7 protein-coding genes are annotated in these 12,969 nt (G+C 67.4%); 1 reads left to right on the top strand and 6 read right to left on the bottom strand.

The annotated features are described in order from the left end of the window. Window positions 1–540 precede the first annotated feature (540 nt). The gene (locus tag ACQR1I_RS36215; protein WP_434871123.1) at window positions 541–1,692 is read right to left on the bottom strand and encodes a DegT/DnrJ/EryC1/StrS family aminotransferase; all 1,152 of its coding nucleotides are present in this window, start codon (window positions 1,690–1,692) and stop codon (window positions 541–543) included. Window positions 1,693–1,744: 52 nt separating this feature from the next. Further along, window positions 1,745–2,746: a Gfo/Idh/MocA family protein gene (locus ACQR1I_RS36210; RefSeq protein ID WP_434871122.1), complete on the bottom strand. Its 1,002-nt coding sequence runs from the start codon at window positions 2,744–2,746 to the stop codon at window positions 1,745–1,747. Window positions 2,747–3,079: 333 nt separating this feature from the next. Here ACQR1I_RS36210 and ACQR1I_RS36205 point away from each other — a divergent pair, with 333 nt between their 5' ends. Beyond that, window positions 3,080–3,778: a DUF1223 domain-containing protein gene (locus ACQR1I_RS36205; protein ID WP_434871121.1), complete on the top strand. Its 699-nt coding sequence runs from the start codon at window positions 3,080–3,082 to the stop codon at window positions 3,776–3,778. A gap of 6 nt (window positions 3,779–3,784) precedes the next feature. Here ACQR1I_RS36205 and ACQR1I_RS36200 read toward each other — a convergent pair whose 3' ends face one another. From ACQR1I_RS36200 to ACQR1I_RS36185, 4 genes are all read right to left on the bottom strand, one after another. After that, window positions 3,785–6,004: a tetratricopeptide repeat protein gene (locus ACQR1I_RS36200; protein WP_434871120.1), complete on the bottom strand. Its 2,220-nt coding sequence runs from the start codon at window positions 6,002–6,004 to the stop codon at window positions 3,785–3,787. Window positions 6,005–6,088: 84 nt separating this feature from the next. Then, window positions 6,089–8,308, bottom strand: coding sequence for a tetratricopeptide repeat protein (locus ACQR1I_RS36195; RefSeq protein WP_434871119.1), 2,220 nt, complete (start codon window positions 8,306–8,308; stop codon window positions 6,089–6,091). Between the two features lie 81 nt (window positions 8,309–8,389). Next, entirely contained in the window at window positions 8,390–10,606 is a 2,217-nt protein-coding gene (locus ACQR1I_RS36190) for a tetratricopeptide repeat protein (protein WP_434871118.1), read from the bottom strand. Window positions 10,607–10,699: 93 nt separating this feature from the next. After that, on the bottom strand, window positions 10,700–12,919 hold the full coding sequence (locus tag ACQR1I_RS36185; protein ID WP_434871117.1) for a tetratricopeptide repeat protein: 2,220 nt from the start codon (window positions 12,917–12,919) through the stop codon (window positions 10,700–10,702). Window positions 12,920–12,969: the final 50 nt, after the last annotated feature.

Below are 12,969 nucleotides of genomic sequence, written 5' to 3'. Positions count from 1 at the left end.
GCCAGCTGACCAGCCCGGCTCTCGCCGGCGAACGCGGTCACCCACCGCGAGCTACACCACGACACGGGACACGATCTGGAAGCGGCCGTAGGGTGGGCAAAGCGGCCGCCCGCAGGGCGGTCGCGTGCCCACCGCGGATCCGCATCGGTGGTGGCGATGGTGGGCACGGCGCGGGATGGGTCCGCGCAACAAGCGTGTAGATGGGCGCGCCTTTGCCCACCCTACGGAGTTGAGCTGTTTGATAGGTGATCGCGCCTCACCCACCGCTGTCGTCCCGGACAAGCTAGGACGCGCGAAGCGCGGCGTGGCGCAGATCCGGGATCCATACGCCGCGGCGGAATTGTTGGGCAAAGGGCCAATCACCAGCCTGCCTCAAACCGCTCCCTGGGGGTATGGGTCCCGGCGTTCGCCGGGACGACAGCGGTGTGTGTGGCCGCCGGTGCGACAGATCACTCTTAGCCGCGCTTTCGTCGTGGCGAGAGCGCGGCCGGATGAGGAGCCGAGCCCAGGTCAGCGGTCGGCTGAGCGATGCGCGAACCCTTAAGCCGCCAGCGCGCCGCGCACCACCTCGATGACCCGCGCCTGCGTCGCCTCGTCGAGATAGGCGTGCATCGGCAGGCTAATGACGTCGGCGGAGAGTTGCTCGCTGACCGGCAGGCCGCCGTCGGCGCTCGGGAAGACGCGGTAGGCGGTCTGCTGGTGCATCGACTTCGGATAGTACACCATGGTCGGGATACCCTGCGCCTTCAGCGCGGCGGCGAAGGTGTCGCGGTCGACACCGCTGGGCAGGCGGATGGTGTATTGCGCCCACACCGAGCTGCAGCCCTCGACGAGACGCGGCACCTTGACGACGTCGGCCAGCGCCGCGGTGTAGCGCTCGGCCACGACATTGCGCGCGGCGATCTCGTCCTCGAAGATGCTGAGCTTCTGGAGCAGCACGGCGGCCTGGATGGTGTCGAGCCGCGCGGTGAGGCCGAGGCGGACGTTGTCGTATTTGTCGCTGCCGCCGCCATGCGCGCGCACGCTGCGCAGGCGCTCCAGCAGACCGGCATCGTCGGTCAGGATGGCGCCGCCGTCGCCGAAGCAACCGAGCGGTTTGGCGGGATAGAAGCTGGTGGCGGTCGCGAGACCAAAGGTGCCGATGCGGCGGCCCTTGTAGCTGGCGCCAAAGCCTTGGGCTGCGTCGTCGAGCACGAACAGGCCCTCGTCCGCGGCGATCGCGGCGACCGCGTCGTGATCGGCGGCCTGGCCGAACAGATCGACCGGGATCACGGCCTTCGGCTTCAGGCCGAGGCGCTTGGCGGTGGCGATGCCACGGCGGAGCGAGGCCGGATCGATGTTGAAAGTGTCCTCCAGCACGTCGACGAACACAGGCGTGGCGCCGGTCAGCGCGACAGCTTCGCCGGTCGCACAGAAGGTGAAGGACGGGCACAGCACGGCATCGCCCGGGCCGATGCCCTGGGCCATTAGCACCATCAGCAGCGCATCGGTGCCGCTGGAGCAGCTCACCGCATATTTGGCGCCGCAGAACTCGGCCAATTCCTTCTCGAACTGGATGATCTCCGGGCCGCCGAGAAACTGGCAATGCGCGAGCACGCGGGCGACGGCATCATCGAGCGACTTGCCGAGTCGCTGGCGCTGCGCGGCGGTGTCGATGAACGGAATGGGCTGATGACGCAGGTGCTGGTTCATGAGCTCTGACACTTGTTCGGAAACGGACAGGATGGAGCGGATGACGAGCCGGCTAGCCCGCCACGCGGAGCTTGGCCGCCTCGGCCGGGCGATGGCTGGATGTCTCCAGGCACTGCGTGGCGATCGCGAGACTCGCGACGCCCTCGTCGCCGGTGACGGCCGGCGAGGTGCCCGAGCGCACGGCGTGCAGGAAGGCGATCAGCTCGGCGCGCAGCGGCTCGTCATGGCCGACCGGCAGATGCCGCATCGAGTAGCTGCCGTCCGGCTTGAAGCCGAAGCATTCGGTGACCTGGCGCGTCAGGAGATCGCCCATGATGTACTTGCCGCGCGTCGCCACGGTGACGTTGCGCGCCTTGAACGGCGTCAGCCAGTTGGTGTTGATGTGGGCGAGCACGCCGGAGGCGGTGCGGAACTGCAGCAGCGCGATGTCCTCGCGCTCGGCCACCGCGCTCGACAGCTGCGGCTGCACCTCGATGATGTCGGACTCGGTGAACCAGCGGATGAGATCGATGTCGTGCACGGCGAGATCGATCACGACGCCGACGTTGGACATGCGCGGCGGGAACGGGCCGACACGGGTGATCGCGATCGACAGGATGTCCTCGCCGGCGATCGCCTTCTTGATCGCGGCGACCGCCGGATTGAAGCGCTCGACATGGCCGATCATCAAAGTGACGCCAGCGCGATGCGCGGCCGAGACGATCTCCCGGCCCTCGTCCACGGTGGAGGCGATCGGCTTCTCGACGAGGAGATGAACCTTGCGGGCGATGCAGGCCAGCGCGAGCTCATGATGCAGATGGGTCGGCGCCGCGATGGTGACGGCATCGACGCCTTCGGCGGCGAGCTGATCGAGGCTCTCGAAGGTCGGGCAATTCGCAAGCTCGGTGACGCGGCTGCGATGCGCCGGCAGCGGATCGACCACACCGACGAGATGGACGTCGGGAAGGCCTGCGAGCACGCGGGCATGGTTGCTGCCCATCACGCCGGCTCCGATCACGCCGACTCGCAGCGCCTGCCTCAGCTCGGCCTTGTGGCCCGCCCCCTTGGAACTCATGTCGCTCGACCCCATCAATGCCCCGGAATGGCCGCAACAGTTAACGAACTGCAAATCAGCCGGCGAAGTTCTCCTAGCACGCTGGTTGAAGCGAGGCGAATGCGTAAACCCTTTTCAGGACACGATTTGATTCAGAAAGTTACATTCGGCCCCGGGAAAAAGCGGAGTGTTTTGAATGGGCTGCGCGGAGCCCTTCGCGTGTGGCCGGCGGCCTCCTCACGCACCGCGACAGGGTTGGCGGCGCGCCTCGCGCGCCTTCACGCTCCCGTGTGGAAGGTAACGCGGCACGTTCATCACGCGAAGGAGGTCATGTCGCATCGCTGGAGAACGCTCATGACCGTCCGCCTCGCCCCGCTCCTCTGCACCTCCCTGTTTGCCGCCTTGACTATGTGGGTCGCTCCAGCCGCCGCCGTGGAACGGCCGGTCGTGATCGAGCTGTTCACGTCGCAAGGATGCTCGTCCTGTCCACCTGCCAATGCCTATCTCAACGAGATGGTGCGGCAGCGCCGCGACGTGCTGCCGTTGGCGTTCCATGTCACCTATTGGGACCGGCTCGGCTGGAAGGATCCGTTCTCGCTGCCGGCCGCGACCGACCGCCAGGCGCGCTATGGCAGCCGCTTCGGCGATGGCTCCTACACGCCGGAGATCGTCATCGACGGCGTCACCAGCCATGTCGGCTCCAACAGGGCCGAGGTCGGGCCGGCGATCGATCGGGCGCGACGCGCGAGCGCGACGGCGGCGAGCGTGAAGCTGAGCCGCAGCGGCGACAAGCTGACGGTCGAGGTCGGCGCCGGCGAGGGACGCGGCCGTGTCCTGCTGGTCGGCTTCGATCACCAGCACGAGACGGCCATCCGCCGCGGCGAGAATGGCGGCCGGACGCTCGAGGAATTGAACGTGGTGCGCTCGGTGCGCGCGCTCGGCGACTGGAGCGGCACGTCGCTGCGGCTCAACGAGCCGATGCCGGACGGCGAGGATGTCGCGGTGCTGCTCGAAGCACCGGACGGACGCATCGTCGGCGCCGCGCGGCTGTAGCCGCGATCAGGAGGAGGTGCAGTAGCGTTGCCAGAACAGGCGGTAGCCCTCCTCCACCTTGCGCGTATAGGTCTCGACATTGCCGGCCGCGGAGTTCGCGACCATCGCCGGCAGCTCGGCGCGCAGCTGCGCCAGCGCGGCGGGCTGCGCGGCATGATTCAGGGCGATGGCGATGTAGCCGTCATCGTCCTCGGCCACGAACGCGGCGAGCCCGACGGCCGTGTTGATGGCAGCTGCGGCCCGCGCCGCCGCGCCATGGCCGAGCTTGGCGATCACCGGCACGCCGGCCTGCAGCGACTCCCAGGTGCTGACCCCGCCATTCTGCGGGAACGGATCGAGCGACATGTCGATCTCGGCGAATTGCGCGACGTGCTGCTCGCGCGACGAAAGGCCGAGGCAGGTGATGCGCTCCTGCGCAATGCCGCGAGCGACAAAGCGGGCGATGAGGGCGCTGCGCACCAGCGCATCGTCGAGCGCACCGTTCTTGATGACGATCCGCGCGTCCGGCAGCGCAGCCATCAGCCGGGACCACAGCGCGAGCGCGGGATCGGAGATCTTGTCGATGCGGTTGAACACGCCGAAGGTGACGTAACCGTTGCGCAGCATCGGCAGCGGCGTCGGCTGCCATCCCTGCAGCGGATCGGTGGTGATCACGGCGGGCAGATCGTAGACCTGCTCGGCGAACAGATGACGCACCGCTTCCGGCACGGTCACCGGATCGGCAAAGAAGTAGTCCATCGTCGGCAGGCCCGTGCCGGTGCCGCTGCCCCAGGCCGTGACCTGGACCGGCGCCGGTTTGCGCGCGAACACCGGCAGGCGGTTGCCCGCCGAATGGCCGGCGAGATCGACCAGGATGTCGACGCCATCGGCCTCAATGCGGTCGGCGAGTTCCTCGTCCGACATCTGCCAGGCATCGACCCAGACATCGGCGGCGGCACGGCACTGCGCCGTCATGGTGTCCTGCAGCGGCGAGCAGGAATAGCAGGCGATCCTGAAGGCGTCGTGATCGTGATGGCGCAGCACCGGTAGGAACACCAGCGCGGCCGAATGCGACCTGAAATCGGACGAGACATAACCGATGGTGAGCCGCCGCTCCGGATCGCGATCGCGCAACGGCTGTGGCCGGCGCGCGATCTGGGCGCCGATCCGGCTCCACCATTCGCGCCTGACGGCCTGATGCTCGGCAAAGCCGGTGTCGGGCATGAAGTCGAGCAGGAAGATCTTCGCGGTGATCGCATCACCGAAATCGGGCTTGATCTCGAGCGCGCGCTCGAAATGCTGCAGACCGGCGGCGAGATCGCCCTGCTTGCAGAAGCATTCGCCGAGCCAGGTCCAGGCCACCTCCGACTGCGGGTTCAGCTCCAGCACCTTGCGGCACGCGTCCATCGCCGGCGCGATATTGTCCCTGATCACGCTCAGCTGCGCGAAGCCCATCAGCGCCACCTCATGCCGCGGATCGATCGCCAGTGCCGCGTTGAAATCGGCCATCGCCTGGTCGAACCGCCCGGCCTGCTGGTGCAGGCGGCCGCGCTGCGCCAGCACCTGCGCCGCGCGCGGCCTCATCGTCAGCGCGGCATCGAACGCCGCGAGCGCGTCGTCGGAATGGCGCAGATTGATGCTTGCGAGCCCCTTGCCGAACATCGCCTCCATGTGCCGCGGATTGAGCGACAGCGCGCGATCGAAGCTCTGGTTGGCCTCCGCATTGCGCGCCAGCGGCAGCAATGCCATGCCGCGGTTGCAGTGGGCGTCGGCGTAGTCCGGCTTCAGCGCGATCGCCCGGTCGTGAGCCGCGATCGCCTCCTCGGGCAGGCCCAGGTGCATCAGGGTATTGCCGAGGCCGGTGAGCGCGACGAGCAGATTGGGCTTCAGCGCAACGGCCCGCTCCTGGCACTTGCGCGCCTCCTCGTAGCGTTTGCGGCTGAACAGCGCGAGGCCGAGATTGGACAGCGCCTCGGCATGGCGTGGCTCGATCTCCACCGCCCTGGTCAGCGCCTGCTCGGCGAGTTCGAGCTGCCCGCCGTCGAGCGCCACGACGCCGAGCAGATGCAGGGCGTCGAAATGGTCGGGCAGCAGCGCCAGGATGTCTCTGCAGACCGCCTGCGCATCGGCGTGACGTCCCGCGCGATAGAGCTCAACCGCGCGCGGCATCAGCTCATCGGCCTGCTTGCGGTGCTTCTTCTGGAGTCTCGCATTCTGGAAAGCGCGAGAGCCGACATTGCTGGCCAAAGACGTGCCTCCTCAAGGCAGCGGGCAGAAACGGAACGCGATGAACTCGTTCACGGCATGGCCGGGGCCGGCCGTAGAGGGCGCTCAGCCGGCGCTGGCACAGTGCCGGCGCCAGAACAGGCGATAGGCCTCCTCGACCTTGCGCGCGTAGGTCGCAACATTGCCGGCCGCCGAGCTTGCAAGCATGCTCGGCAGCTCGGCGCGGATCCTGGCCAGCGCCTCAGGCTTGGACGCCCAGCTCACGGCGAGCGCGATGTAGGCCTCGTCCGTCTCGGCAACGAATTCGCCGAGCCCGACCGATGTGACGATCCCTGCTGCGGCGCGCGAGGCCGCGCTCAGCCCGAGCTTGGCGATGACGGGCACTCCGGCCTGCAACGATTCCCAGGTGCTGACGCCGCCATTCTGCGGGAACGGATCGAGCGAAATGTCCACTTGCGCGAATTGCGCCATCTGCTCCTCGCGGCTCGACTGCCCCAGACAGACCACCCGCTCCGGCGCGACGCCATGCGCGGCGAAGCGCGCCAGCAGGCGGTCGCGCAGCAGGGGATCATCGAGCGAGCCGTTCTTCATGACGATGCGGCAGGTCGGCAGCGCATGCATGATCCGGGTCCAGACCTCGAGCGCAGGGTCCGAGATCTTGTCGATGCGGTTGAACACGCCGAAGCTGATATGGCCGTTCTGCAGCATCGGCAGCGGTGCGGGCACGATACCCGGCACGCCTTCCGTCGTGATCACGGCCGGCAGATCGTAGACCTGCTCGGCGAACAGCGGACGCGCCGCCTCGGGCACCGTCACGGGATCGCCGAAGAAGTAGTCGATGGTCGGCAACCCCGTTCCGGTGCCGCTGCCCCAGGCCGTGACCTGAATGGGTGCCGGCTTGCGGACAAACAGCGGCAGCCGGTTGCCGGACGTATGGCCCGAGAGATCGACGAGGATGTCGATCTGGTCCGCCTCGACGCGGTCCGCCAGTTCGTCGTCGGACATCTGCGTGGCGTCGACAAAGAGGTCGGTACAGGCGCGGAACTTATCAGTGACGGCGTCCTGCACCGGCGAGGCGGAATAGCAGGCGAGAACGAAGTTCTGCTGATCGTGATGCCTCAGCACCGGCAGATAGGTGTGCGCCGCCGAATGATGGCGGAAGTCCGAGGACACGTAGCCGATCCGCAGGCGCCGTTCCGGATCGAGGTCGCGCACCGGCGCCGGCCGGCGTGCGATGTGAACGCCAATGCGCTCCCACCATTCGCGCCGGACCGCCTGGTGAAGCGCGAAATCGGCCCCGGGCTTGAATTCGAGCACGAAGATCTTGGCCGTCATCGCCTCGGGATAGTCGGGCCTGATCTCGAGGGCGCGATCGAAATGCTCGACGGCAGCCTCCACCTCACCCTGCTTGCCGAAGCAGACACCGAGCCACAGCCAGGCGTCCAGGGAGCGCGGATTCTGCTCCAGCACCTTGCGGCAGGCATTCACCGTTACCGAGATGTCTTTGAAATAGGCGAGCTGCGCCTTGCCAAGCAGCGCGACTTCCAGCATCGGATCACGCGCCAGTGCCGCCTCGTAGTCGGCCATCGCCTGGTCGAACCGCGCGGACATCTGATGCACCCGCCCGCGCTGCGCGAGCACCTGCGGCGCACCGGGCTTGATCGCAAGCGAGGCGTCGAAGGCAGCCAGCGCCTCGGTGAGATGACGCAGGTCGAGGTTGACGAGTCCTTTGCCGAACAGCGCCTCCATGTGGCGCGGATTCAGCGACAGCGCGCGGTCGAAGCTCTGGGTGGCCTCCGCGTGGCGGCCGAGCGGAAGCAGCGCCATGCCCCGATTGCAGTAGGCGTCGGCATAGTCGGGCTTCAGCGCGATCGTCCGGTCATGCGCGGCAATCGCCTCCGCCGGCAGGCCGAGCCGCATCAGCGTGTTGCCGAGCCCGGTCTGCGCGACGGCGAGACCAGGCTTGAGCGCAATCGCCCGCTCCTGGCATTTGCGCGCATCCTCGAAGCGCTGGCGGTTGAACAGCGCGAGGCCGAGATTGGAGAGCGCTTCGGCATGGCGCGGCTCGATCTCCACCGCCTTCCTCAGCGCCTCCTCGGCGAGATCGATCTGGCCGCCGTCGAGCGCCGTGACGCCCAGCAGGTGCAGCGCGTCGAAATGATCCGGCAGCAGCGCCAGGATCTGGCCGCAGATCGCCTGCGCCTCGGCCAGACGACCGCTGCGATAGGCCGTCACGGCAGCCTGCATCAGCGCATCGGCCTGCTTGCGGTGCTTCTTCTGCAGCCTCGCATTCTGAAACGCGCGGGAACCGACATCGCTTGCCAAGGGACAGCCTCCAAAGGGGACGCAAAGAGATACAGAGACATGTTCGATGACGGCATCGTGCAGCGCCGTCGAGATGATCCGTCAGCCCGCGCAGTAGCGGCGCCAGAACTGCCGGTAGCCCTCCTCCACCTTGCGCGTGTAGGTCTCGACATTGCCGGCCGCGGAGCCAGTGACGCGCGCCGGCAGCTCTGCCCTGAGACGCGCCAGCTGTTCGGGCTGCGCCGCATGTTTCAGCGCGATGGCGATGTAGCCGTCGTCATCCTCAGCCACCCAATCGTCGAGGCCGACCGCCTTGACGATCGCAGCTGCCGCGCGCGAGGCCGAGCTGCGGCCGAGCTTGGCGACGACGGGCACGCCGACCTGCAGCGACTCCCAGGTGCTCACACCGCCGTTCTGCGGGAACGGGTCGAGCGAGATGTCGATGTTGGCGAACTCGGCGATATGCTGATCCCGCGGCGACGAGCCGAGACAGGTGATACGCTCCAGCGGCACGCCATGGGCGACGAAGCGCGCGATCAGGCCATCGCGCAGCACGGGGTCGCTGAGCGCGCTGTTCTTGACGACGATCCGCGAGCCCGGCAGCTGCTGCATCAGCAGCGACCACACCCGCAACGCAGGGTCGGAAATCTTGTCGATGCGATTGAACACGCCGAACGTGACAGCGCCGGTCCGCAGCATCGGCAGAGGGCTCGACACGGGGGCCGGCAGCGCGTCGATGGTGATGACGGCCGGCAGATCATAGACCTTCTCGGCGAACAGGTGGCGCGCACTCTCCGGCACGGTCACGGGATCGGCAAAGAAGTAGTCGATCGTCGGCAGGCCGGTGCCGGTCCCGCTGCCCCAGGCCGTGACCTGAATGGGCGCCGGCTTGCGGGCGAACACCGGAAGCCGGTTGCCTGCCGAATGGCCGGAGAGATCGACGAGAATGTCGACTTGATCCGCCTGGATGCGGTCCGCGAGCTCGTCGTCCGACATCTGCGATGCATCGACCCACTCGCTCGCGGCGGCCCGGCAGCGCTCCGTCACCTCGTCCTGGATCACGGAGCAGGAGTAGCAGACGATCTTGAAGTGCTCCCGGTCGCTGTGCCTCAGCACCGGCAGAAACACAAAAGCTGCCGAATGATTGCGGAAGTCCGACGAGACATAGCCGACGGTGATGCGACGCTCCGGATCCATGTCGCGCGGCGCCAGGACGCGCTGCGGAAGGTGGCGTCCGACACGCTCCCACCAGTCGCGTCTGATAGCCTGGTGCTGCGCGAAATCGGCGTCGGGCCAGAACTCGAGTGCGAAGATCTTCGCTGTGACAGCGTCGGCAAAGTCGGGCTTGAGCTCGAGCGCGCGGTCGAAGTGCTGCAGGGCCGTCGGCAGGTCGCCTTGGGTGGCGCAGCAGATGCCGAGCCAGCCCCAGGCCGCTTCGGACTTCGGATTGATCTCGAGCAGTTTGCGGCAGGCCTGCAAGGCCGATGCGATGTTGCCGTTGTTCAGGCCGATCTGCACCTTGCCGAGCAGCGCCGGCTCCGAGTCCGGCTCACGGGCCAGCGCGGCATCATAATCGACTCCCGCTTCGTAGAACCGGTGCGCCTGCAAATGCAGCCGGCCGCGCTGGGCGATGACCCGGGCCGATCCCGGCTTCATGGCCAGCGCGGCATCGAACGCGGCGAGCGCGGCGTCGTAATGGCGCAGCGCCACGCTGGCGAGCCCGGTGCCGAATTTCGCCTCCATATGCCGGGGATTGAGCGCGAGCGCGCGGGCAAAGCTCTCGTTCGCCTCAGTGTTGCGCTCGAGCGTCAGCAGCGTCATACCCCGGTTGCAATAGGCGTCGGCGTAGTCCGGCTTCAGCTTGATCGCCCGGTCATGCGCCGCCACCGCCTCGTTCGGCAGGCCGAGATGCATCAGCGTATTGCCGAGGCCGGTGAGCGCCGCGGGGAAGTTCGGCCGCGCCGCGATGGCGCGCTCCTGGCACTTGCGCGCCTCGTCGTAGCGCTTGCGATTGAACAGCGCGAGGCCGAGGTTGGACAGCGCTTCGGCATGGCGCGGCTCGATCTCGACCGCTTTCGTCAGGGCCTGCTCGGCGAGCTCGGTTTGGCCGCCGTCGAGCGCCACCACGCCGAGCAGATGCAGGGAATCGAAATGCTCGGGGAGGAGCGCCAGGATCTGCCCGCACATCGCCTGCGCCTCGGCGAGCCGTCCGGCGCGATAGGCCGCGACCGCGCGCGGCAGGAGGTCATCGACCTGCTTGCGGTGCTTCTTCAGGAGTCTCGCATTCTGAAATGCGCGCGAACCAACATTGCCTGCCAAGAGCGGCCTCCACGGACTTCACGCAAAGCACTCACTCACTGAATGGGACTCGAGAACACAACGGTCTCCGCCGCGCAATCCGCGCTGCAGTTGTCAGACGGCAGCACAATAATTGCGCCAGAACTGGCGATAGCCCTCTTCGACCTTGCGCGTGTAGGCCTGGACGTTGCCGGCGGCTGAATTGGCCACCCGCGCCGGCAACTCGGCCCTAATGCGCGCCAGCTCTGCCGGATCAGCCGCATGCTTCAGCGCAATCGCGATGTAGCCTTCGTCGTCCTCGGCGACCCAATCGTCGAGACCGATCGCCTTGACGATCGCGCCGCCGGCGCGCGAGGCCGAGCTGTTGCCGAGCTTGGCCACGACCGGCACGCCGGCCTGCAGCGATTCCCACGTGCTCACGCCGCCATTCTGCGGAAACGGATCGAGCGAGATGTCGATCTCGGCAAAGGCCGCGATATGCTCCTGGCGCGTCGAGGCGCCGAGACATGTCAGCCGGCTCTCCTCGATGCCTTGAGCCGTGAACCGCGCGATCAGCCCGTCGCGCAGGAAGGCATCGTCGAGCGCGCCGTTCTTGATCACGATCCGTGCTGACGGCGCCGCCCGCAGCAGCGCCGCCCAGACGTCGAGGACCTGATCGGAGATCTTGTCGATGCGGTTGAAGATGCCGAAGGTGACGTGGCCCTTGTGCAGCATCGGCAGCGGCGTCGGCGTCGCGTCCGGCAGCGGGTCCGTCGTGATCAGCGCCGGCAGGTCATAGACCTGTTCGGCAAACAGCGGCCGAACGGCTTGGGGCACCGTGACGGGATCGGCGAAGAAGTAGTCCATGGTCGGCAGACCGGTGCCGGTGGCGTTGCCCCAGGCCGTGACCTGGACCGGCGCGGGCTTGCGCGCGAACACCGTCAGGCGGTTGCCGGCCGAATGGCCGGACAGATCCACGAGAATGTCGACCTGGTCCGCCTGGATGCGACCGGCGAGCTCATCGTCGGACAGCTGCGTGCCATCCACCCAGATGTCGGCCGCCGCCTTGCACTGCGCGGTGACGGAATCCACCTGCGGCGAGCACGAGTAGCAGATGACCTTGAAGGCGCCGTGGTCGTGATGGCGCAGCACCGGAAGGAAGGTCAGCGCCGCGGAATGGCTGCGGAAGTCCGACGACACGTAGCCGACCGTGATGCGTCGCTCCGGATCGCGGTCGATCGACCCGAGCTGGCGCTGCGGGATGCGCGCACCGATGCGCTCCCACCATTCGCGCCTGACGGCCTGATGCACGGCGACGTCGGCACCGGGATAGAAATCGAGCGCGAAGATCTTCTTCAGGATCGCATCCTCGAAATCCGGCTTGATCTCGAGCGCGCGGTCGAAATGCTGGATGGCGGTCGCCGTATCGCCCTGCTTGGCCAGACAGGCGCCAAGCCAGATCAGCGCGACCTCCGAGTTCGGATTCTGCTCGAGCACCCGCTTGCAGGCGAGCATCGCCGGGGCGATCCGCTCGGTCAGCACACCCACATGCGCCTTGCCGAGCAAGGCAGACTCCAGCCTGGAATCGATTGCCAGCGCCGCCTCGAAGTCGGCCTCGGCCTCCGCGAACCGTCCCATCTGCACGTAGAGGCGGCCGCGCTGCGCGATCACTGCAGCCGCTCCCGGCTTGATGGCGAGCGCCGCATTGAAGGCGTCGAGCGCCTGCTCGAGATGGCGCAGATTGATGCCGACGAGCCCCTTGCCGAACATCGCCTGCATGTGCCGCGGCGCCAACGCCAAGGCGCGATCGAAACTCTGCATGGCGTCTTCGTTACGCAGCAACAGCAGCTGCGCCATGCCCCGGTTGCAATAGCCGTCGGCGAAGTCGGCCTTGAGCGCGATGGCCCGATCATGCGCATCGATCGCTTGCGCGAACAGCTGCATGTTCATCAGCGTGTTGCCGAGGCCGGTCCATGCCGTCGCGAAATTCGGCTTGAGCGCAACTGCGCGCTCCTGCGCCGCGCGTGCCTCCTCGTAGCGCTTGAGGCTGAACAGCGCGAGACCAAGATTTGCGAGAGCCTCGGCATTGCGCGGCTCGACGGCGACGGCGCGGGCAAGCGCCTGCTCGGCCAGATCGAAGCGGCCGCTGTCGAGCGCCGAGGCGCCCAGCAGATGCAGGGCATCGAAATGATCGGGGACGAGGCCGAGCGCCTGCCCGCAGATGGCCTGGGCATCCGCATGCCGGCCCGCCCGATAGGCCGCGACGGCCTGCGGCATCAGGCCATCGGCCTGCTTGCGGTTCTTCTTCTGCAGGCGCGCGTTCTGGAACGCACGCGATCCGATCGTGCTTTGCAACGAAGCTCTCCGGGGACCGTTCCGGGGCTGTCTAGCACGGCTCGCGTGAT

The organism is Bradyrhizobium sp. HKCCYLS2038, assembly GCF_051167655.1.
Classification (GTDB): Bacteria; Pseudomonadota; Alphaproteobacteria; order Rhizobiales; family Xanthobacteraceae; genus Bradyrhizobium.
Note: the sequence above shows the minus strand (reverse complement) of the source record. Positions and strands in the feature narration are given on the sequence as shown.